Here is a 22047-nt window from a genome sequence, read left to right as displayed (position 1 = left end):
AGTCATGGAATTTCTGAACGCCTTTTCCCACCTCGACTGGCAGCAGGTGATGCACCTGACCTGGCAGCACATCACCCTGGTCGGCATCGCCGTGACCCTGGCGATTGTCGTTGGCGTGCCGCTGGGCATTCTGATGACTCGCTTTCCGACCCTTGCCGGGCCGTTGCAGGCCAGCGCCACGGTGCTGCTGACCGTGCCGTCGATTGCCCTGTTCGGTCTGCTGTTGCCGTTCTACTCCAAGTTCGGCCAGGGCCTCGGGCCGATGCCGGCGATCACCGCCGTGTTCCTTTATTCACTGCTGCCGATCATGCGCAACACCTACCTCGCCCTCACTGGCGTGGAACCGGGCATCCGTGAAGCCGCACGCGGCATCGGCATGACCTTCGGCCAGCGCCTGCGCATGGTCGAATTGCCGATCGCCGTGCCCGTCATCCTCGCTGGCGTGCGCACCGCCGTGGTGATGAACATCGGCGTGATGACCATCGCCGCGACCATCGGCGCCGGCGGCCTCGGTGTGTTGATCCTCGCCTCCATCAGCCGCAGTGACATGTCGATGCTGATCGTCGGCGCGCTGCTGGTCAGTCTTCTGGCCATTTTCGCTGACCTGTTTCTCCAATGGCTGCAACGCTCGTTGACTCCAAAAGGACTGCTCAAATGATCGAACTTCAAAACCTCAGCAAAACTTTCCAAAGCAACGGCAAAGACGTCAAAGCCGTGGACTCGGTGAGCCTGACCGTCAATGAAGGCGAAATCTGTGTGTTCCTCGGGCCATCGGGTTGCGGCAAAAGCACCACGCTGAAGATGATCAACCGCCTGATCAAACCGACTTCGGGCAAGATCCTCATCAACGGTGAAGACACCACCGATCTCGACGAAGTGACCCTGCGTCGCAACATCGGTTACGTGATCCAGCAGATCGGCCTGTTCCCGAACATGACCATCGAAGAGAACATCGTGGTCGTGCCGAAACTGCTCGGCTGGGACAAACAGAGATGCCATGACCGCGCCCGCGAGTTGATGAGCATGATCAAGCTGGAGCCCAAGCAATATCTGCATCGTTATCCGCGTGAACTGTCCGGTGGTCAGCAACAACGCATCGGTGTGATCCGCGCACTGGCTGCTGATGCGCCCCTGTTGTTGATGGACGAACCGTTCGGCGCGGTCGACCCGATCAACCGCGAAATGATCCAGAACGAATTCTTCGAGATGCAGCGCGCGCTGAACAAGACCGTGATCATGGTCAGCCACGACATCGATGAAGCGATCAAACTCGGTGACAAGATCGCCATCTTCCGCGCCGGCAAACTGCTGCAGATCGATCACCCGGACACGCTGCTCGCGCACCCGGCAGACGACTTTGTCAGCAGCTTTGTTGGCCAGGACAGCACGCTCAAGCGCCTGCTGTTGGTGAAAGCCGAAGATGCGGCGGACAACGCGCCGTCGGTGAGCCCGGAGACGCCGGTGGCCGACGCTCTGGAGTTGATGGACGAGCATGACCGTCGCTACGTGGTGGTCACCTGTGCCGAGAACAAGGCGCTGGGTTATGTGCGTCGTCGCGATCTGCACCGCCAGACCGGCACGTGCGCGCAGTTCCTGCGTGAGTTCAACGCCACGGCGGCGTACGACGAGCATTTGCGCATCCTGCTGTCGCGGATGTACGAGTTCAACCGTTCGTGGCTGCCGGTGATGGATGCCGAGCGGGTGTTCCTCGGGGAAGTGACTCAGGAGTCGATTGCCGCTTATCTGAGTTCGGGTCGTTCGCGCGGGATGAAGACCAGCATAGTCTCGCCGGCTGAGGCCGTAGTCGCATAAAACACGAAACCTGTGGGAGCGAGCCTGCTCGCGAAAGCGCAATATCAGTCAACAATGATGTTGGCTGTGAAAATGCCTTCGCGAGCAGGCTCGCTCCCACAGGATCTGCGTGATTTTTTCTTCATTCGCCTAGCGGAAAAGAATCTCAACACCTGCGGATCGAACAGCATGTATGAGACAACCCGCGAAACAGCCAAAATCCCCCTCACCCTCTCCCCTCGCGGCCAACGTCGCCGATATTGCCGCCATCACACTTACCCACGACTTCGCCGACAAAAGCCGCGAACGTGCAGGTATTTTTAACACTCGAAAATTCCCGGGGAACATCTGCCCGTCATCTCGGTCGGCTACAAAGAGTGCTGAACGCGACGCACGTCAGAAGCGTGCAAAAACGCGACATTTTTAGTTGATCTCACGCCCCTCACGCCCTAAAGTTCGCGCCGAACGTCCATGCTGGAAACGATCCATCCGGCTCAAGTACTGACGACGAGACAGCAAGGCCAAGGGCAACGCCCCATGGCCTTTTTGCTTTCGGCGACATGCCTTGGGAAGTAGGCGAACCAAAGTGGGGATACGGAGGACGTTCATTTGCACCCATTGATTAACGACGTTTGCCACTAGGAGTCCCAAGTATGTCGATCCAGGTCGAAGACTATTTCGCGCGCGCTACATTCGACAAAATGAAGGCGTTCGCCGACAAACAGGAAACCCCGTTCGTGGTGATCGACACCGCGATGATCGCCCAGGCCTACGATGACCTGCGCGCCGGTTTCGAATTCGCCAAGGTCTACTACGCGGTCAAAGCCAACCCGGCCGTCGAGATCATCGACCTGCTCAAAGAAAAAGGTTCGAGCTTCGACATCGCCTCGATCTATGAGCTGGACAAGGTGATGGATCGTGGCGTCAGCCCGGACCGTATCAGCTACGGCAACACCATCAAGAAATCCAAGGACATCCGCTACTTCTACGAGAAGGGCGTGCGTCTGTTCTCCACCGACTCCGAAGCCGACCTGCGCAACATCGCCAAGGCTGCACCGGGTTCGAAAGTCTATGTGCGCATCCTCACCGAAGGCTCGACCACGGCTGACTGGCCACTGTCGCGCAAATTCGGCTGCCAGACCGACATGGCCATGGACCTGCTGATCCTCGCTCGCGACCTCGGCCTGGTGCCTTACGGCATCTCCTTCCACGTCGGTTCGCAACAGCGCGACATCAGCGTCTGGGATGCGGCGATCGCTAAGGTCAAAGTAATCTTCGAGCGCCTGAAAGAAGAAGACGGCATCCACCTGAAGCTGATCAACATGGGCGGTGGCTTCCCGGCCAACTACATCACCCGCACCAACAGCCTGGAAACCTACGCCGAAGAAATCATTCGCTTCCTGAAAGAAGACTTCGGTGATGACCTGCCGGAAATCATTCTCGAGCCGGGCCGTTCGCTGATTGCCAACGCCGGTATTCTGGTCAGCGAAGTGGTACTGGTTGCACGCAAGTCGCGCACCGCCGTCGAGCGTTGGGTGTATACCGATGTGGGCAAGTTCTCCGGCCTGATCGAAACCATGGACGAAGCGATCAAGTTCCCGATCTGGACCGAGAAAAAAGGCGAGATGGAAGAAGTCGTCATCGCTGGCCCGACCTGTGACAGCGCCGACATCATGTACGAGAACTACAAGTACGGCCTGCCACTGAACCTGGCGATCGGTGATCGTCTGTACTGGCTGTCGACCGGTGCGTACACCACCAGTTACAGCGCGGTTGAGTTCAATGGCTTCCCGCCGTTGAAGTCGTTTTACGTGTAAGAGCAGCTGCGAGTTTCAAGCTGCTAGCTGCAAGTGAAAAGCCCATGACGTGTCATGGGCTTTTTTGTGTCTGGCTTCAAAATTTGTGGTGTGCTTTCGATCTATCCCCCTCACCCCAGCCCTCTCCCCCAAGGGGGCGAGGGGGAAAGGGAGCAGATCGGGGGCTTTTCAAAACCTGAGGTCGACTGGATATCTCAGGTCGGTGTAGTTGGAACATCCAACTCGGTTGATCTGGTCAAACGATACTGGACACGGTTATAGGGTTTAGGTCATTTCTCATGCTGCCAAGGCTTCCATTGCTACCGGAGTCCGATATCCGTTGTAACTGTGCAGCCTGATCCGATTGTAATAGTGGGTCAGGTAGCGCAACACATCGGTGCTGGCTTCGTCTTCGTTTCGGTAACCAGCCTTGGGTATCCATTCAGATTTCAAACTGCCAAAGAAACGTTCCATCGGAGCGTTATCCCAGCAGTTTCCCCGTCGACTCATGCTTTGTTTTATGCGCATGTCCGCCAGCGTTTCACGAAACACTTTACTGCTGTAATGACAGCCCTGATCCGAATGGAACATTAGGTTTTCAGGGCGTCCTCGCGACTCGAAAGCCATCTTTAACGCTCGACAGGTCAGAGCTGAATCCGGACTTCTGGACATCGCCCAGCCGACGATGCGGCGGGCATGCAGATCAAGTACAGCAGCCAGATAAACCCAGTAAGTACCGGCCCAAATGTAAGTCACGTCGCCACACCACACTCGATTGGGGGCCTCGACATTGAATTTACGCTCCAAATGATTGGGGGCGTATTGCGCCTCCGCACCGCTGGGTTTGTACCGATGCCTGCGCCGTTGCTGGCTCTTCAAACCGAGCTCGCGCATCAGGCTACGAGCCATGTAACGACCTACCGACTCTTTTTCGTTACACAGCGCTTTTGACAGGCTGCGCGCGCCCATTGAGCCGCGACTTTGCTCATGTAATTCGGCAGCCTTGATCTTTAGGCGATCGCGCCCGACATGCACTTTCGCCCGCTGTTTCAGACGCTCGTAATAACTGCTGCGGTTGATGCCAAACACGCCACACAACTCGGATCTTGGATATTGCTCGCTTAACTCCTCGACCAGCCTTACCGATCGAGGGAATCCGACATCAAGAGAGCTGTAGCCTTTTTTAAAATTTCCTTCTCGCGCTCAATCCGTCGAATTGTTGCTTCCAGTTCTTGGATGCGTTGTTGGTCAACGGTCATGGCCTTGGACTTCTCAGGCGTCTTGCCGCTGCGCTCCGCACGCAGTTGTTCAACCCAGCGGCGCAGAGCTGTAGGGCCCACGCCCATTGCTTCACAGGCTTCACTCACCGAATAGTCTTTATCCAAAACCAGGCAAGCCGCATCCCGTTTGAAATCTGTTGAAAAATATCGTCTGGTCAAATCACACCTCATCGTTGGGCGTAGATTAACGCCCTTTAGGGGTGTCCAGAATCATTAAGCCAGATCAGGTCAGTCCCCTATCCCTCTGGGAGAGGGTTAGGGTGAGGGCTATTGGCACCGAAGCGCATACCGCCCAGCCAACGCCTGAATCTTCGGATCTACAGCACTCGCCAACGTCTGACTCGCCACCCGCAGAAAATTCAGATTGCCGCCGGCCAAAGCTTTCTCAAGCCAATCGACCGCCTCATCAATCCGCCCCTCATCCGCTAAAACTGCAGCGAAACTGAACTGCCCACGAAAATCCCCACCGTCGGCCGAACGCCGATACCAATCGCGCGCCGCAACCGGATCCGCCGGGCACACCAGCCCTTCTTCCAGATACCGCCCCAGCAGATTCATCGATTTCGCATGGCCCAGTTCAGCCGCGCGGCGATACAGCGCCAGCGCCTGCAGATGATCCACCTCCACTCCCCGCCCGGTCGCCAGCAGATTGGCGAGGTTGTACATCGCCCAATCCAGTCCGGCCTCCGCTGCAATCCGATAATGCTGCGCAGCAACCGACGCATCCGCCACGCAACCCCAACCATGCTCATGACAACGCCCGAGCATGTTGCGCGCCATCAGGTGCCCACGCCCGGCAGCGATGCCGAACCAGCGCAGCGCTAGCGCTTGATCCTGGGCGATGCCTAGGCCGTCGAGCAGGATTTGCCCAAGCAACGCCTGTGCTTCAACTTCACCCTCGCCCGCCGCTAGCAAAATCGCCTGCGCGGCACGGGCCGGGCTTTCGGCGAGCATGGAGCTGAGTTGTTCGCCGTCGAGGACTTCTTCACGACGCAGTTGAAAACTCATACCTCGACCCAGCGACGGAGCAAGTTGTGATACGTGCCGGTGAGGCGAATCAGTGACGGGTGATCAGGCAGATCTTGAGTCAGTTGCTGAATCGCCCCGTCCATCTCGAACAACAGCGCGCGCTGGCTATCTTCACGCACCAGACTTTGTGTCCAGAAGAACGACGCATAACGCGCGCCACGCGTGACCGCGTTGACCTTATGCAGGCTGGTGCCGGGGTACAAAACCATGTCGCCGGCCGGCAACTTCACCCGTTGCGTGCCGAAGGTGTCCTGGATCTCCAGCTCGCCGCCGTCGTAATCATCGGGCTCGCTGAAGAACAGCGTCGCCGACAGATCGGTGCGCACCCGCTCGATGCTGCCCTTGGGTTGGCGCACGGCGTTATCGATGTGGAAATCGAAACTGCCACCGGCCGTGTAACAGTTCACTAACGGCGGGAAGACTTTGTGCGGCAACGCGGCGGACATGAACAGTGGATTTTTCCACAAACGCTCCAGCATCGCTGCGCCGATCTCTTTGGCCAGCGGATGGCCTTCGGGCAGCTGCAAATTGTGCTTCGCCTTGGCCGACTGAAAGCCGGCGGTGATCTTGCCATCGGCCCAATCGGCCTGCTCTAGCGCCTCACGAATGCGCTGCACTTCGTCTTTTGCGAACAGTCCGGGGATGTGCAGCAGCATGGCGATGTCACCTGATGGCAAAGAAGCGGCAATGGTATTGATTCTTATTGACCGTGTAAAACCCGAGAGACGAATGAACTGGCAAAAACCGTAAGGTTAAATTGTAAAGAATGTAAATTCAGTGCGAATAACAATGTTTCGCAATTGATACGAATACTTGTTTAACCTATATTCCGCCGCCTCAAATCCTTGGGGAGGGGAATAAAAATGGCACGTCAACACGCACAATTACCGGTCAGTTCACCACGTCTGCTCGCCTCTGCAATCGGTGTGGCAATCACCGCCGGTTCCGCTGGCCAGATGGTGTTCGCCGCTGAAAAAACCGACAGCAAAGCCACCGGCAATGCCATCGCCCTGGACGCCACCTCGATCACGGGCGAAGCCCAGGATTCGACGTCCTATCAGGTCGAAAAAGCCTCCTCGCCCAAGTACACCGCGCCGCTGGTCGATACACCGCGCTCGGTAACCGTTATTCCGCAACAAGTGCTCAAAGACACCGGCGCCCTGAACATGCAGGACGCGCTGCGCACCGTGCCGGGCATCACCTTCGGCGCCGGTGAAGGCGGCAATCCACAGGGCGACCGTCCGTTCATTCGTGGTTTCGACGCGCAGGGCGACACCTACCTCGACGGCGTGCGCGACACCGGTTCGCAAAGCCGCGAAATCTTCGCCGTGGAAAACATTGAAGTCAGCAAGGGCCCGAATTCCGCCATTGGTGGTCGCGGCGCAGCGGGTGGCAGCATCAACCTGGTGAGCAAGAAAGCGCACCTGGGCAATTCGTTCGACGGCGGCTTCACCTGGGGCTCCGACCAGACTCAGCGCTACACCCTCGACGGCAACTACCAGTTCAGCGACACCGCTGCTGGCCGTCTGAACCTGATGAGCCATGAGAGCAACGTCGCCGGTCGCGACAAAGTCGATTACGACCGCTGGGGCATCGCCCCGTCCCTGGCGTTTGGCCTGGGCACCGACACCCGCGTCAACCTCGACTACTACCACCTCGAAAGCAACGACACCCCGGACTCGGGCGTGCCGTACACCATTCCGGCCGGCGGCTCCGCTGCACGCACCAAGTCCAATCCGGACAAGCCTTACGCTGGCGGTGACCACAGCAATTTCTACGGCCTGGATCGCGACTTCCGCAAGGGCCGCACCGACACCGCGACCTTCGCCATCGAGCATGACCTGAGCGACTCGTTGACGATCAAGAACACCCTGCGTCACGGCACCAGCATGCAGGACTACATCCTGACCCAACCTGACGACAGCAAGGGCAACGTCAACAATGGCAGCCTCTGGCGCCGGGCCAATACTCGGGTGAGCAACACCGAGACCACCACCAACCAGACTGACCTGTTCGGCAACTTCTACGTTGCCGGCTTCAAGAACAGCTTTTCCACCGGCGTTGAATACACCCGTGAGGAAAGCCAGAAGTCTTCGTACAACGTCAACACCGACACCACACCGCGCACCACTAATGTGGCCGCGAGCAGCAACTGCACGCCGTCGATGATCGGCGCGTCGAGTAACTACAACTGCACCTCGCTGTCGAACCCGAACCCGAACGATCCGTGGAACGGCGCAATTTCGCGTAACTACGCCGGCACCGACACCCAGGCCAACACCTACGCGCTGTATGTGTTCGATACGCTGGAGCTGAACGAGCAGTGGCTGGTGAACATGGGCCTGCGTTACGACCACTTCGACACCGACTACAAGACCTACAACGCCGCTGGCACCACCACGTCCAAGGGCGATGACACCAGCGAGTTCGTCACCGGTCAGTTCGGCGTCGTCTACAAGCCGGCGGAAAACGGCAGCATCTACGCCTCCTACGCCACCTCGGCCACGCCACCGGGCAACACCTTGGGCGAGGGTCAGGAAGGCAACCCCTTGGGCGGCACCCCGGATCGCAGCGGCAACCTGCTGAGCAGCGACATGGAGCCGGAAACCACCAAGAACTATGAAATCGGCACCAAGTGGGATCTGCTCAACGATCGCCTGTCGCTGACCGCTGACATCTTCCGCACCGAGAAAGAAAACGCTCGTGTGCAAGTCGACACCACGTCGTACGAAAACGCCGGCAAGACCCGTGTGCAAGGTGTCGAGCTCTCGGCCAGCGGCAAGATCACTGACAAGTGGCAAGTGTTCGCCGGTTACGCCTTCATGGACAGCGAACAAGTCGATGGCGGCCCGCTGGGCAAAGCCAACGACGGCAACGAACTGCCTAACACGCCAAAAAACAGCGCCAGCCTGTGGACCACTTACCAGGTCACGCCGAAGCTGACCATCGGTGGCGGCGCGTTCTACGTCGACGACGTGTACGGCAGCGTGGCCAACACCACCATGGTTGACTCGTATGTTCGCTACGACGCAATGGCCGCGTACAAGCTGACCAAGAACGTCGACCTGCAACTCAATGTGCAGAACCTGACCAACGAAACCTACTACGACAAAGCCTTCTCGACCCACTTCGCCAACCAGGCGGCGGGCCGTACGGCACTGTTGAGCACCAACTTCCACTTCTGACCGATGTGGAAACCTGTGGGAGCGAGCCTGCTCGCGAAAGCGCTGGGTCAGTCAAGTAGAGGCTGACTGACACGACGCCTTCGCGAGCAGGCTCGCTCCCACAAGGTATGCGCCGCAAGGCTTGGCCCCGTTCATTCAATTGAACGGGGCTTTTGTGCGTAATAAAGAACGCTTCTCGATAACCCACGGCATAATGCGCGCCGTGAAGACAATTTCCGAATGGACGGCGAGTGACGTGTTGAAGAAAACCCTGTTCCAGTTGCACTGGTTTTTTGGCATCACCGCAGGCCTGGTGCTGGCGTTGATGGGCATCACCGGCGCGGCCTATTCGTTTCAGGACGAAATCCTGCGGGCGCTGAATCCCTCCGTCCTGCAGGTAGAGAAACAAGTCGCCGGTGTCTTGCCGCCCGTCGAACTGGTCGAGCGTATCGAAGCCACATCCGGCAAAAAAGTCTCGATGCTCTGGGTCGAAACCGACAGCGGCAACGCGGCGAAAGTGTTCTTCACCCCGCCCAAGGGTGAACGTCGCGGCGAGATGCGCTACTTCGATCCGTACACCGCCGAGTTCATGGGCGACGCGGTCGGCCAGGATTTCTTCGGCCTGATGCTGCAACTGCACCGCTTCCTCGCCATGGGCGATACCGGGCGCAACATCACCGGCGCCTGCACGCTGATCCTGCTGTTCTTCTGCCTGTCCGGCCTGTACCTGCGCTGGCCGCGTCAGTGGCATAGCTGGCGCGTCTGGCTGACGCTGGACTGGAAGAAAAAGGGCCGCGCCTTCAACTGGGATCTGCACTCGGTGGCGGGCACCTGGTGCCTGCTGGTCTATCTGTTGCTGGCGCTGACCGGGTTGTCGTGGTCGTACGAGTGGTACAACAAAGGCCTGACCCGACTGCTTTCCGACTCGCAACAAAACGAGCGCGTGCGCGGTGGTCGCGGCCCGGCGCCGGAAGGCCCGGCACCGATCGCCGATTACGCAGCGATGTGGAGCAGCATTTACAGCGCGGCCGGCCCGGGCCTGGCGGCGTACAACATCCGTATGCCGGCCGTCGCTGGCCAACCGGCGACCGTGTTCTACCTGCTCGACAGCTCGCCGCATGATCGCGCGCTGAACCAGATCACCCTCGACCCGGCCACCGGCATCGTCAAACGTGTCGACCGTTACGCCGACAAGAGCTTCAAGGCGCAACTGCTGACCAGCATTTATGCGCTGCACGTCGGCAGCTATTTCGGTCTGGTCGGGCGGATCATCATCACGCTCGCAGCGGTGTGCATGCCGCTGTTTTTCATCACCGGCTGGCTGCTGTACCTCGATCGTCGGCGCAAGAAAAAGCAGATCAAGGATGCCCGCCAAGGCCTCGCACAGCCGGGCGGCGATGCTTCGGCATGGCTGATCGGTTTCGCCAGCCAGAGCGGTTTCGCCGAGCAACTGGCATGGCAGACCGCCGGGCAATTGCAGGCCGCCGGACTGCCGGTGAAAGTGCAGCCGCTGGCGAATGTCAGCGAGCAGGATCTGCGTGAATCGAACAACGCACTGTTTGTGGTGAGCACGTTCGGCGACGGCGAAGCGCCGGACAGCGCGCGCGGATTCGAGCGCAAAGTGCTGGGCAAAGCGGCAACGCTCGACAGTCTGAATTACTCGGTGCTCGGTCTCGGCGATCGTCAGTATCAGCACTTCTGTGGTTTCGCCAAACGCCTGCACCAATGGTTGGCGGAGCACGGCGGCAAGACATTGTTCGCGCCGGTCGAAGTCGACAGCGGTGATCCCTATGCCCTGCGCCACTGGCAAACCCAACTTGGCCTGCTCACCGGCCAAGCACCGGTCGATACCTGGCAAGCACCGAGTTACGACAACTGGACGCTGGTACGCCGCGAACTGATGAACCCGGATAGCAGCGGTGCGCCGGTTTACTTGTTGGGCCTGAGCGCACCGAACACCAGCAGTTGGCTGGCCGGTGATCTGGTCGAAGTGCTGCCGCGTAACTGCCCGTGGGCCATCGAACACTTCCTCGACGGCCTCGGCATTCGTGGCGAAACCACTGTGAAAATCAACGGCCTCGACGAGCCGCTGGAAGTTGCGCTGGCCTCGCGGCAATTGCCCGAGCACCGCGCACATCTGGTCGGTCTGCATGCGCAATCGCTGGTCGACGCGATGGTGCCGCTGGCCATGCGCGAATACTCGATCGCCTCGATTGCCGCCGACGGCGTGCTGGAGTTGATCGTGCGTCAGGAACAGCATGCCGACGGCACCCTGGGCATCGGTTCCGGCTGGCTGACTGAGCACGCGCCTGTGGGCGGCAGCATCAGTTTGCGGGTTCGACGCAACAGTGGCTTCCATCTGCCGAACGAACCAGTGCCGATGATTCTTTTGGGCAACGGCACCGGCATCGCAGGGCTGCGCAGCTTGCTCAAGGCACGGATTGCCGATGGTCAACAGCGCCAGTGGTTGCTGTTTGGCGAGCGCAATCGTGAACACGATTTCCTCTGTCGCGCGGAGCTGGAAGAGTGGTTGATCAATGGTGATCTGGAGCGGCTGGATCTGGCGTTTTCGCGGGATCAGGCTGAGAAGGTTTATGTGCAGGATCGCTTGCGTGAGTCGGCTGCAGAGTTGAAGAAATGGCTGGCGGACGGGGCGGTTATTTATATCTGTGGCAGCTTGCAGGGAATGGCTTCGGGGTTGATCAGGTGCTAAACGATATTCTTGGTGCCGCCGAAGTCGAACGCCTGATTGAGCAGGGCCGTTATCGGCGTGATGTCTATTAAAGAGCCCCTCACCCTAACCCTCTCCCAAAGGGAGAGGGGACTGACCGTTAGAGATTCACGCAATACGCCGACCTGAACGTCCTCTGCCGAATCCATAATCGACACGGTCTTCCAGGTCGGCGTACCTCTTTAGACACCTCCGTCGGCCCCCTCTCCCTCCGGGAGAGGGCTGGGCGGGCGGCGTTCCGATGAGGGTTAGCCTTTGATCTTTAAGCAGGCTGCAATTTTTTCTCGAAAACCGCCACCCCATTCAAATCCCGCAACACCACGCTCATCTCCCCACTCCCCCCTTCAATATTCACCTCGCCAAAAAACTGAAACCCGGCAAACGGCGAAGTGTTCTGCGCCGGCGGCGCCTTCTCGAACACCACCTCCGGGCCAAAGGTTTTATCCAGTGGATTAGGCCCGAAACTCCCGGCGTTCAGCGGCCCCGCGACAAACTCCCAGAACGGTTCGAAATCCTGAAACGCCGCGCGGTCCGGGTGATAGTGATGCGCCGCGCAGTAATGCACATCCGCCGTGAGGAAGACGAAATTGCGCACCTGCTGCGCACGCAGATAGCCGAGCAATTCGGCGATTTCCACCTCGCGCCCCTGGGCCGGTCCCGGGTCACCGTTAGCCACCGCTTCCCAACGCGGGACACCCGGGCTGACCTCACCATCCGGCACGCCAAGGCCGATTGGCATGTCGGCGGCAATGACCTTCCACTGGGCTTTGGATTTCTTCAAGCCGCGCTTGAGCCAGTTCAGTTGCTCACGTCCCAAAAACGGTTTCGACGCGCCGAGGTTGTCGTCATTGGCGCCGCGATAACTGCGCATGTCGAGCACGAACACATCGAGCATTGGCCCATAGCTCAACTTGCGATAAATCCTTCCGCCAGCATCGGCAGCCTGCAAACGCATCGGCGAGTATTCCAGCCACGCCTTGCGTGCGCGCCCGACCAGGGTGTGGATATCTTTTTCCTGATAACGCTCGTCGAGCTGCTTGCCGGGCGACCAGTTGTTGACCACTTCATGGTCGTCCCACTGCCAGATTTGCGGCACCTCGGCGTTGAAGCGGCGGATGTTTTCGTCCATCAGGTTGTAGCGGTAATTGCCGCGATAGTCGGCGAGGGTCTGCGCGACTTTGCTCTTGGCTTCGGTGGTGAGGTTACGCCAGATGCGACCGTTTTCCGTGGTGAGCTGGGCCGGCACCGGGCCGTCGGCATAGATGGTGTCACCGCTGTGGATGAAGAAGTCCGGCAGACGCAAACGCATCGCTTCGTAGATGCGCATGCCGCCGATGTCCGGGTTGATACCGAAGCCCTGGCCGACGGTGTCGCCGCTCCAGACGAAACGAATATTGCGCCGCGCCGTCGGAGCGCTGCGCAGGTGACCGAGCCACGGCTCGCTGGCGACGCCGGTACGGGCGTCCTTGAAATACACGCGATAGAAAATCGCCTGATCGGCGGGCAGCCCGGCCAGTTCAACGCGGGCGGTAAAGTCGCTGCGGGCATCGGCCAGCGTCGAGACTACCCGGCGCGGGTGGCGAAACTGGCTGCGGGTGTCCCACTCGACCACCATATGCGCGGGGCGATCGCTGCGGCTCCAGATCATCGCGCGGTCGCCTTGCAGATCGCCGGACTGCACGCCGTCGGTCAACTGCGGGCGATCCTTGACCGACGCAATCACTGCCGGCGCCAGGCTTGGCATCAGCAGACCGGCACCAACGACTTGCATGACACGCCGGCGACCGGGGTTGAAATCGCTCATGGTGTTCTCCCTGAAAAAAGGAAAACTTAAGCACGCGATCATGAAACAGACATGACACCAGACACACCACAGAACCAATTGTAGGAGTGAGCCTGCTCGCGATATCGGTATATCTGCCAACATTCATGTCACTGACAGACCGCTATCGCGAGCAGGCTCACTCCTACAAGGGTTTTGTGTTGTCAGTCAGGCCTTCGCCGGTTCCAGCGCCAGCTCAACGGCTTCCGGGCGTTTGACCGTCACATAGACAACGGCGGTCAAGAGGCTCCCCGCGACAATCGCCAGCAAATACAGCAACGCATGGTTGATCGCATTCGGAATCGCCAGCACAAACAAGCCACCGTGCGGCGCCATCAGTTTGCAGCCGAAGTACATCGACAACGCACCGGTCAGCGCGCCACCGGCGATGCTCGCCGGAATCACCCGCAACGGATCTTTCGCGGCAAACGGAATCGCCCCTTCGGAGATGAAGCACAGCCCCAGCACGAAGGCAGCCTTGCCGGCCTCGCGTTCAGTCTGGGCGAATTTGCGCCGCGCAATAAATGTGGCGATGCCCAGACCAATCGGCGGCACCATCCCTGCGGCCATGGTCGCGGCCATCGGTGCATAACTCTGCGACGCCAGCAGACCTACCGAGAACGCGTACGCGGCTTTGTTGATCGGCCCGCCAAGGTCGACGCACATCATGCCACCGAGCAGCACACCGAGCAGAATCGCGTTGGTGGTACCCATGCTGTCGAGGAAATGCGTGAGCGCACCGAGCATGCCGGCGACCGGTTTACCGACCACGTAAATCATCACCAGACCGGTGATCAGGCTGGCAAACAACGGGATGATCAGAATCGGTTTCAGCGCTTCGAGACTTTGCGGCAAGGCGACATATCGACTGATAGCCTTGGCCGCATAACCGGCGATAAACCCGGCAATGATGCCGCCGATAAACCCGGCGCCCAGCGTACTGGCAAGCAAACCACCAATCATCCCCGGCGCCAGGCCCGGACGGTCGGCGATCGAATAAGCGATGTAACCGGCCAACAACGGCACCATCAACTTGAACGCGGTCTCGCCACCGATCTGCATCAACGCCGCCGCCAGCGTGCCTTCCTCCTTGAACGCGGTGATGCCGAAGACGAACGACAGCGCGATCATCAAACCACCGGCCACGACCATCGGCAACATGAACGACACGCCGGTCAGCAGGTGTTTATAGATGCCGGTTTTCTCTTGCTTGGCCGGTGCCTTGCCGTCACTCGCAGTGCTTTCCACTGCACCTTCGGCCAAGGCTTTTTTCAGCGTGGCTTCGGACTGCTTCAAGGCGATCCCGGTGCCGCAGCGATAGATCTTCTTGCCGGCAAAACGCTCGGTGGCGACTTCGATATCCGCCGCCAGCAACACCACGTCTGCTTCGGCAATCGCCGCTGCGCTCAACGGGGTTTTCGCGCCCACCGAGCCTTGGGTTTCGACCTGCAGTTCGTAGCCCAGACGCTTGGCGGTCTGCTGCAAGGCTTCGGCGGCCATGAAGGTGTGGGCTACACCGGTCGGGCACGCGGTGATGGCGACGAGGCGTGGCGCGCGCGGCGCATCAGCAACCGGTTCTGCCGCGCTGGCGACGTAAACCTCAGCCTCTTCAGCACCACGACGCAGCACCGCCTCGACATCTTGCAATGCCTGCGCCGGAGCAATCTGGAAAACCCGTTTGCCGACAAAACGCGTCATATCGACCGCGCCTGTGGCGACCAACAAAACCCACTCCGCCGCTGCAATGGTCGCCGCCGACAACTCGCGTTCCGGGTGCGCCGCATCGACCACTTCCACGCTGGTGCTCCAGCCCTGACGCTGCGCTGCCGCATCGAGCAAACGTGCGCACAGCACACTGGTGACCATGCCGTTCGGGCAAGCCGTAACAATGGCTAATTTCATGACAAACCCTCTTATTGTTCTGTCAGGGGACGCACGCGCACGCCCTGTTCGAGCTGCGCCAGTTGCGCCGCATCGTTGATGCCAAAACCGATCTGGGTCACCGCCATCGCCGCAATTGCGGTGGCCGTGCGCAGGGTTTGCTCGGGCGTATCGGCGCTGAGCAAACCGTGGAGCATGCCGGCCAGCAACGAATCACCGGCACCGACCGTGCTGGCGACGCTGACCTTGGGCGGCGTGGCATGCAGTGCCGAACCGACGCTGAACCAGTTCACGCCGTCAGCACCGTGGGAGATCACCACGTGCTCGATACCTTGCGCATGCAAGCGCGCCGCTGCCTGAGCCTCGGCCGCGTGAGAAACCACGTCGCAACCGAGCGCGTCGGCGAGTTCTTCAGTGTTCGGCTTGATCAGCCATGGACTGGCTTTCAAAGCTTCGCGCAATGCTGCGCCGCTGCTGTCGAGAGCGACTTTCAGGCCAAGTTGATTGAGCCGTTCGATCAATTCACGCAACCACTGCGCCGTGACGCCACGCGGCAAACTGCCGGCGACCACCACCGCATCGTGACCTGGTGCAATCTGCACCAGACGCTCCAGCAACGCCTGCTGCGCGGCGGCATCGACCACCGGTCCCGGGCCGTTGATGTCGGTGATGCGCCCATCCTGTTCAGCTACTTTGATGTTGCTGCGCGTCTCACCGGGCACGCGGATAAACGCGTCGACAAAACCGCGCTTGGCGAACAGGGTTTCGAACGCTTGCAGGTTGTCTTCACCGAGAAAGCCGCTGACCGTCAGTTGATGGCCAAGGTCGGCCAGCACTTGCGCGACGTTCACGCCTTTGCCGGCAGCGTGGGTGTGCATCTCGTCGCTGCGATTGACCTGACCCGCCTCCAGGCGTGGCAGTTCGACGGTGAGGTCGAGCGCCGGATTGAGGGTCAGGGTAAGAATCTTGGCCATTACAGGGCCTCCACTAATGCGCGCACTTCGTTCGCGCTGCCCACGGCCAGGGCGTGTTGAGCAAGGGTTTGCGCCTGGGTCAGGCTGAGTTCGCGGATGCGTGCCTTGACTTCGGCAATGCTGCGCCCGGAGACGCTGAGTTCATCGACACCGAGACCGACCAGCACCGGCACCGCCAGCGGATCTGCCGCCAGCTCACCGCAGACGCCGACCCATTTGCCGTGGGCATGGGCCGCGCGCACGGTGATGTCGATCAGTTGCAACACCGCCGGGTGCAGGCCGTCAGCCTGTGCCGAAAGCGTCGGGTGACCACGGTCGATGGCCAGTGTGTACTGGGTCAGGTCGTTGGTGCCGACGCTGAAGAAGTCGACTTCCTTGGCCAATACCGGCGCGAGCAGAGCGGCGGACGGCACTTCAATCATGATCCCCAGTTGCAGATCAGCAACCGGGATTTCCAGGCGCAGACGTTCAGTCATGTCGCGGGCCTGACGCCACTCTTCGACGCTGCCAACCATCGGGAACATGATCCGCAGCGGACGGTTGTCCGCCGAACGCAGCAAGGCGCGCAATTGCGCTTCCATGATCTGCGGACGCTGCAGGGTCAGGCGAATACCGCGCACACCGAGGAACGGGTTTTCTTCCTTGGCGATCGGCCAATACGGCAGCGGTTTGTCGCCGCCGACGTCCAGCGTGCGCACGACCAGCGGTCGACCGGCGAGACCATCAAGAACGCGGCGGTATTCGGCTTCTTGCGTGGCCTCGTCCGGCGCTTGCGGGTGGGCCATGAAAATCAGTTCGGTACGCAGCAGGCCAATGCCTTCGGCGCCCTGCTCCACCGCACTGATCACGCCAGCGCTTTCGCCGATGTTGGCGAACACTTCGACGGCATGGCCATCGGTGGTGTGTGCCGGTTGATGGCGTTGTTCGGCGGCAATCTTCAAGCGTTGCTCACGGGTGTCGCGTTCTTCGGTGGCGCGTTGCAGAGTCGCCGCATCGGCGTCGACGTGCAGGCGACCGCGTTGGCCGTCGAGCAGCAACGGTGTGCCCGGCGCCAGCAACAACACCGCTGCGCCAGCGCCGACCAGCGCTGGAATCCCGAGAGCACGCGCAACGATTGCACTGTGCGCCGTGGCGCCGCCGCGCGCGGTGAGAATCCCCGCCACGCGCGCCGGATCCAGCCGTGCGACATCGGACGGACCGACCTCGTCCATCACCAGAATGTACGGTTGCTCAGGCTCGCTCGGAGTTTGCACGCCACACAGTTGCGCCAGCACGCGACGACCGACGTCACGCAGGTCCGCCGCCCGTTCGGCGAGCAACGCGTCCTGTAGCGATTCCTGTTGTTTGGCCGCCGCTTCGATCACCGCCATCCACGCTGCTTCGGCGCTTTCGCCTTGCTTGAGGCGGGTGTCGACTTCATCGGTGAGTTCCGGATCGTCGAGCATTTCCTGATGGGTGATAAAGATCTCGCGGATGGCTTTGGCTTTGCTGCGTTCGATCAGGCCCTGAATGTCACTGCGCACGTCGCTGAGCGCTTGCTTGAGGCGTTCGCGCTCAACGGCGGCAGACTCGCCGCGCAGCGGGTAATCGATGGTTTGCTGAACCTGAATATGCGCAGGTCCGATGGCAATGCCAGGGGCTGCCGGGATCGCCTGCAACTGAGCGCCGGACGCCGGGGCGATCAGCACTTCGGCGATGTCGGCAATGACCTCGCGCTGCTGGCTTACGGCTGGCAGCGGCTCGACTTCTTCGCCAAGGCCTTCTTCGATCGCGGCCAAGAGTGCCGGCAAGGCGTCAGCGGCGACGCTTGGTTCAGCGATCAACTCCAGCACCTGACCGCGACGGGCACCGAGGCTGAGCAGCTTGCTCAGGCTCTTCACCGACACGGCGCTGTCCTGGCTGTCGACGATGCGCACACGAATTTCGCCATCAAAACTCTTCGCCAGTTGCGCAAGGATCTTTGCCGGGCGCGCATGCAAACCATGGGCGTTGGCCAGGGCAATACGCGCGCTCGGCCAGTCGGCGGGCAATTCACCGCCGAGCACTTCGAGGACTTTGCGGCTGCTGGTGGCGCGACCGAGCTCATGGCCGCGACCTTCGATCAACAACGCGCAAAGACGTTCAAGCAACGCCTGATGCGCTTCGCCAAGGCTGGCCAGACAGAACAGACCGCTGAGCGGTTGACCGAGGTAGCGCATCGGTTTGTCCGGCGTCACGAACGCCAGCCCCGGACGCTTCACGGTTTGCTCGCTGTGCAGCCACCACAAGCCATCGCCCAGGGGCAGCGCTTCGACCTGCTGCAACACACCGGCAAAACCGTTGCTCACACAATCGGCCTGCCGTAACAGACGTGCACCACGCCAGACCAGTTCTTCGAAATCGTCGGCCGAAACGCCGAGGCCGATCATCTGTGCATCCAGCGCCAATTCCTGCGGCGCGCCTTGCAGCAATTTCAGCAGCGCTTCGGGGGAACTGGCACGACGCAGAGCCTGGCCCAGATCGGTCTCGCCGAGGGCGCGGGTCAGCAGTTGCAGCAGGCGCAGGTGTTCGTCGGATTTGGCGGCGATGCCGATGGCCAGATAAACGATCTGGCCATCGCCCCAATCCACGCCTTCCGGGAACTGCATCAGGCGCACGCCAGTGGCGAATACCTGATCACGGGTTTGCGGCGTTCCGTGGGGAATGGCAATACCTTGACCGAGAAAGGTCGAGCCCTGGGCTTCCCGTGCCTGCAATCCAGCGAGGTAACCGTCGGCAACCAGACCATCGGCCACCAGGTGATTGGCGAGCAGTTGCAGGGCAGCGGGTTTATCCACAGCCGATTGGCCCATGGATATCTGCTCTATAGTGAGCTCGAGCATGCGATCTCCTTTTTGGCGCTGTATGAGTGCCAGGTATTGTTTTGGATGGTTTGCAGCTTAGGCGCTTTACCGCTTTGCTTTTCAGCGGCAGTTTTGGCGGTTTCACGGCAGAACCGGCCAAAGACGTCTAAAACGTAGAAAATACGCTTGCTGAAACGTTTAATCTAGATTGATCGGCACGTTACTCGATAATGTCCCATCCTTGAAGTCCAACTTGTCGGATGCGCTGCGACAATAGTCGCCTGCCCTAATCGGGTAGGATTGGCGAAAATGTCGCGGCAAGCTCGAAAAAACAAGGAAATCCCGGGTTGAAACTCAGTGATATCGCGCGGTTGGCCGGAGTGTCCGTGACCACCGCCAGCTACGTCATCAACGGCAAGGCCGAACAGCAACGCATCAGCACCGCCACCGTCGAGCGGGTGCGCGCAGTGGTCGATCTGCACGGCTTTACGCCAAACCCTCAAGCAGCCGGGCTACGCAGTCGGCACACGCGCACGCTGGGCTTTATTCTGCCGGATCTGGAAAACCCCAGTTACGCGCGGATCGCCAAGCTGCTCGAGCAAGGTGCGCGGGCGCGCGGCTATCAATTGCTGATCGCCAGCTCCGACGATGCGCCAGACAGCGAGCGGCAGTTGCTGCAACTATTCAAGGCGCGCCGCTGCGATGCGCTGATCGTCGCCAGTTGCCTTCCGGCCGGCGATGACAGTTATCGGCAGTTGCAGGCCAAAGGTCTGCCGATCATCGCCATCGACCGCGTCATGGAACCCGAGCATTTCTGCTCGGTGATCAGTGACGACCGCGAAGCCAGCCTGCACCTGACCCAGAGCCTGCTCGATCCGCAACCGAAGCAGATCGTGCTGCTCGGTGCGCGCCCGGAACTGAGCATCAGCCAGGAGCGTGCCGCCGGTTTCAAAGAAGCGCTGGTCGACTTCAAAGGCGAAGTGCTGGTCGAACACGCCGAATCCTTCAGTCGCGAATGCGGCAAGCAATTGATGGAAGAACTCCTGCAACGTCTGGGGCATTTGCCGGATGCGCTGGTGACAACGTCCTACGTGCTGCTGCAAGGCGTGTTCGATGCGCTGCATGACTTCCCGCTGAAATCGCGGCCGCTGCGCCTCGGCACCTTCGGCGATACGCAGTTACTGGATTTCCTGCCGCTGCCGGTCAACGCCATGGCACAGCAGCACCAGTTGATCGCCGACAAGGCGCTGGAACTGGCCCTGGCGGCGGTCGAGCAGTCGGAGTACAAGCCCGGCGTGCAAGCTATCGCGCGGACCTTCAAGCAGCGTATTCACCGGGACTGAACCGTGGAGCTGATCGACAGCCACACCCACCTCGACTTCCCCGACTTCGACGCCGATCGCTTAGCGTTGCTCGCCGAAAGCCGCGCCCTCGGGGTGCGGCGGATGGTGGTTTTGGGCGTCTATGAGGGCAATTGGCAACGGATGTGGGATCTGGTGCAGAGCGATGTCGATTTGTACGCGGCATTCGGTCTGCACCCGGTGTATCTCGATCAGCATCGTCCTGAGGATTTGTCGGCGCTTGGTGATTGGCTGACTCGATTACGCGGTCATCGGCAGTTGTGTGCGGTGGGCGAGATCGGTCTGGATTACTTCATCGAAACCCTCGACCGCGAGCGGCAACAGGCGCTGTTCGAGGCGCAACTGCAATTGGCCGCTGACTTTCAGTTACCGGCGCTGATCCATGTGCGTCGCAGCCACGCGGCGGTGATTGCGACGCTCAAGCGCTTCAAGCTCAAACGCGCGGGGATCATCCACGCCTTTGCCGGCAGCCGTGAAGAGGCTCGGGAATACATCAAACTCGGTTTCAAACTGGGCCTCGGCGGCGCACCGACCTGGCCACAAGCGTTGCGCATGCATCGGGTGCTGGCGGAACTGCCACTGGATTCGATTGTGCTGGAAACCGATTCACCGGACATGGCACCTGTCATGTTTCCCGGTCAGCGCAACAGTCCGGCGCACTTGCCGGCGATCTGCGAGGCGCTGGCCGGACTGATGAATATCAGCCCGCAACAACTGGCGACGGCCAGTACCGCCAATAGCTGCCAAGTATTCGGCTGGTAATCAGTCGGCGTGCGCCTTGGCGGCCTCCAGAATCAGCGTCAGGTGTTGACGCTGGCGCGCGTAACGGACGACCAAGAAGTACACAAAGATCGTGATCAGTGACGCGTTCAGTTGCTCAGTGACGCTAAGTAGCCCCACCCACTCCATCACCAACGCCACCAGCAGCGCAGTGCACACCGCCAACGAAGCGCTGAAGCGCAGCAGCGCCAGTGAGTCGAGCGACTTGAAGCGTTTGATCTGTTGCGGGCATCGCAGCTCCAGCGCTTTCTGGCAATGCTCGCAGGTAAACGGTTCATTGATCGAGATGGCATTGAGCTGCCAAGGTTTGAGCAGCAGCGTGGTCAGGCAATGAGCACAACGGCCCCGCACCCCCAAGGTTGCGGCAGACATGAGCGACCTCCTCTACGCGAACGATTGGGTATGGATACTGGCTCATTGATGGGGAAATGCCAGAGCCTGGAGGGAAACAGGATTAGGCTTACGGTCGGAAGTGAAGAAGTACTACAAAGGGTTCTGACAAAACCCAAAACCCTGTGGGAGCGAGCCTGCTCGCGAAGGCGGTGTGTCAGGTGACAGAGATGTCACTGACAGATTGCATTCGCGAGCAGGCTCGCTCCCACAGTTTTCGTGCGTG

Annotated in this window: 14 protein-coding genes and 1 pseudogene; 7 read left to right on the top strand and 8 right to left on the bottom strand. The window is 60.2% G+C overall.

All coding sequences use genetic code 11. From position 1 onward, the window contains the following. Positions 1 to 4 precede the first annotated feature (4 nt). The 3 genes from LOY43_RS04115 to LOY43_RS04105 all read left to right on the top strand — a co-directional run bounded on the left by LOY43_RS04115 (position 5) and on the right by LOY43_RS04105 (position 3608). Positions 5 to 658 carry an ABC transporter permease gene (locus LOY43_RS04115; RefSeq protein WP_007915307.1) on the top strand — a complete coding sequence of 218 codons (654 nt, stop codon included), beginning with the start codon at positions 5 to 7 and terminating at the stop codon, positions 656 to 658. After that, a complete protein-coding gene (locus LOY43_RS04110; RefSeq protein WP_095125383.1) occupies positions 655 to 1812 on the top strand; it encodes a betaine/proline/choline family ABC transporter ATP-binding protein in 1158 nt (385 codons plus the stop codon). Before LOY43_RS04115 ends, LOY43_RS04110 begins: the two co-directional genes overlap by 4 nt. A 632-nt stretch (positions 1813 to 2444) precedes the next feature. Further along, positions 2445 to 3608, top strand: a complete 1164-nt coding sequence (locus tag LOY43_RS04105) for a type III PLP-dependent enzyme (RefSeq protein ID WP_007915304.1) — start codon at positions 2445 to 2447, stop codon at positions 3606 to 3608. Positions 3609 to 3884: 276 nt separating this feature from the next. Here LOY43_RS04105 and LOY43_RS04100 read toward each other — a convergent pair. The 3 genes from LOY43_RS04100 to LOY43_RS04090 all read right to left on the bottom strand — a co-directional run bounded on the left by LOY43_RS04100 (position 3885) and on the right by LOY43_RS04090 (position 6552). Beyond that, positions 3885 to 5038, bottom strand: a protein-coding gene (locus LOY43_RS04100; protein ID WP_320413737.1) for an IS3 family transposase whose coding sequence is annotated in 2 segments (ribosomal slippage) — positions 3885 to 4765 and positions 4765 to 5038 — 1155 coding nt in all. Because the reading frame shifts where the segments join, the coding sequence is not laid out codon by codon here. Positions 5039 to 5134: 96 nt separating this feature from the next. Continuing rightward, positions 5135 to 5875: a tetratricopeptide repeat protein gene (locus LOY43_RS04095; RefSeq protein WP_095049727.1), complete on the bottom strand. Its 741-nt coding sequence runs from the start codon at positions 5873 to 5875 to the stop codon at positions 5135 to 5137. Beyond that, positions 5872 to 6552 carry a Fe2+-dependent dioxygenase gene (locus tag LOY43_RS04090; RefSeq protein WP_095049726.1) on the bottom strand — a complete coding sequence of 227 codons (681 nt, stop codon included), beginning with the start codon at positions 6550 to 6552 and terminating at the stop codon, positions 5872 to 5874. The genes LOY43_RS04095 and LOY43_RS04090 overlap by 4 nt, the downstream gene beginning before the upstream one ends. A 207-nt stretch (positions 6553 to 6759) precedes the next feature. On the opposite strand from LOY43_RS04090, the gene LOY43_RS04085 reads away from it, so the two are divergent. Together LOY43_RS04085 and LOY43_RS04080 are read left to right on the top strand one after the other, a co-directional pair. Next, positions 6760 to 9081 carry a TonB-dependent siderophore receptor gene (locus tag LOY43_RS04085; RefSeq protein ID WP_095049725.1) on the top strand — a complete coding sequence of 774 codons (2322 nt, stop codon included), beginning with the start codon at positions 6760 to 6762 and terminating at the stop codon, positions 9079 to 9081. Positions 9082 to 9316: 235 nt separating this feature from the next. Next, positions 9317 to 11844 (top strand): annotated as a pseudogene (locus tag LOY43_RS04080) (PepSY domain-containing protein). 209 nt (positions 11845 to 12053) lie between these two features. On the opposite strand, the gene LOY43_RS04075 reads toward LOY43_RS04080, so the two are convergent. The 4 genes from LOY43_RS04075 to ptsP all read right to left on the bottom strand — a co-directional run bounded on the left by LOY43_RS04075 (position 12054) and on the right by ptsP (position 19329). Next, a complete protein-coding gene (locus tag LOY43_RS04075) occupies positions 12054 to 13595 on the bottom strand; it encodes an alkaline phosphatase (RefSeq protein WP_095049724.1) in 1542 nt (513 codons plus the stop codon). Between the two features lie 186 nt (positions 13596 to 13781). Next, the gene (locus LOY43_RS04070) at positions 13782 to 15515 is read right to left on the bottom strand and encodes a PTS fructose-like transporter subunit IIB (protein ID WP_258709245.1); all 1734 of its coding nucleotides are present in this window, start codon (positions 15513 to 15515) and stop codon (positions 13782 to 13784) included. An 11-nt stretch (positions 15516 to 15526) separates the two neighbouring features. Then, on the bottom strand, positions 15527 to 16468 hold the full coding sequence (pfkB, locus tag LOY43_RS04065) for a 1-phosphofructokinase (protein WP_258709244.1): 942 nt from the start codon (positions 16466 to 16468) through the stop codon (positions 15527 to 15529). Continuing rightward, the gene (gene ptsP, locus LOY43_RS04060; protein ID WP_220557768.1) at positions 16468 to 19329 is read right to left on the bottom strand and encodes a phosphoenolpyruvate--protein phosphotransferase; all 2862 of its coding nucleotides are present in this window, start codon (positions 19327 to 19329) and stop codon (positions 16468 to 16470) included. Before ptsP ends, pfkB begins: the two co-directional genes overlap by 1 nt. A 308-nt stretch (positions 19330 to 19637) precedes the next feature. Between ptsP and cra the strand changes: the two genes are divergently transcribed. Both cra and LOY43_RS04050 read left to right on the top strand, forming a co-directional pair. After that, positions 19638 to 20633, top strand: a complete 996-nt coding sequence (cra, locus tag LOY43_RS04055; protein WP_093435805.1) for a catabolite repressor/activator — start codon at positions 19638 to 19640, stop codon at positions 20631 to 20633. A gap of 3 nt (positions 20634 to 20636) precedes the next feature. Next, positions 20637 to 21413 (top strand): TatD family hydrolase, encoded by a 777-nt coding sequence (locus LOY43_RS04050; RefSeq protein WP_095049721.1) that lies wholly within the window; start codon positions 20637 to 20639, stop codon positions 21411 to 21413. On the opposite strand, the gene LOY43_RS04045 is transcribed toward LOY43_RS04050, so the two are convergent. After that, a complete protein-coding gene (locus LOY43_RS04045; protein ID WP_095049720.1) occupies positions 21414 to 21803 on the bottom strand; it encodes a hypothetical protein in 390 nt (129 codons plus the stop codon). Positions 21804 to 22047: the final 244 nt, after the last annotated feature.

Origin of the sequence: Pseudomonas sp. B21-041 (assembly GCF_024748675.1) — a bacterium.
Classification (GTDB): Bacteria; Pseudomonadota; Gammaproteobacteria; order Pseudomonadales; family Pseudomonadaceae; genus Aquipseudomonas; species Aquipseudomonas neuropathica.
This window is presented reverse-complemented; position numbering and strand designations above follow the sequence as displayed.

What these genes read in the sequence shown, in the direction of transcription:
- LOY43_RS04115 (WP_007915307.1), top strand. Translation starts at nt 5, where the DNA reads ATGGAATTTCTGAACGCCTTTTCCCACCTCGACTGGCAGCAGGTGATG.
- LOY43_RS04110 (WP_095125383.1), top strand. Translation starts at nt 655, where the DNA reads ATGATCGAACTTCAAAACCTCAGCAAAACTTTCCAAAGCAACGGCAAA.
- LOY43_RS04105 (WP_007915304.1), top strand. Translation starts at nt 2,445, where the DNA reads ATGTCGATCCAGGTCGAAGACTATTTCGCGCGCGCTACATTCGACAAA.
- LOY43_RS04095 (WP_095049727.1), bottom strand. Translation starts at nt 5,875, where the DNA reads ATGAGTTTTCAACTGCGTCGTGAAGAAGTCCTCGACGGCGAACAACTC.
- LOY43_RS04090 (WP_095049726.1), bottom strand. Translation starts at nt 6,552, where the DNA reads ATGCTGCTGCACATCCCCGGACTGTTCGCAAAAGACGAAGTGCAGCGC.
- LOY43_RS04085 (WP_095049725.1), top strand. Translation starts at nt 6,760, where the DNA reads ATGGCACGTCAACACGCACAATTACCGGTCAGTTCACCACGTCTGCTC.
- LOY43_RS04075 (WP_095049724.1), bottom strand. Translation starts at nt 13,595, where the DNA reads ATGAGCGATTTCAACCCCGGTCGCCGGCGTGTCATGCAAGTCGTTGGT.
- LOY43_RS04070 (WP_258709245.1), bottom strand. Translation starts at nt 15,515, where the DNA reads ATGAAATTAGCCATTGTTACGGCTTGCCCGAACGGCATGGTCACCAGT.
- pfkB (WP_258709244.1), bottom strand. Translation starts at nt 16,468, where the DNA reads ATGGCCAAGATTCTTACCCTGACCCTCAATCCGGCGCTCGACCTCACC.
- ptsP (WP_220557768.1), bottom strand. Translation starts at nt 19,329, where the DNA reads ATGCTCGAGCTCACTATAGAGCAGATATCCATGGGCCAATCGGCTGTG.
- LOY43_RS04045 (WP_095049720.1), bottom strand. Translation starts at nt 21,803, where the DNA reads ATGTCTGCCGCAACCTTGGGGGTGCGGGGCCGTTGTGCTCATTGCCTG.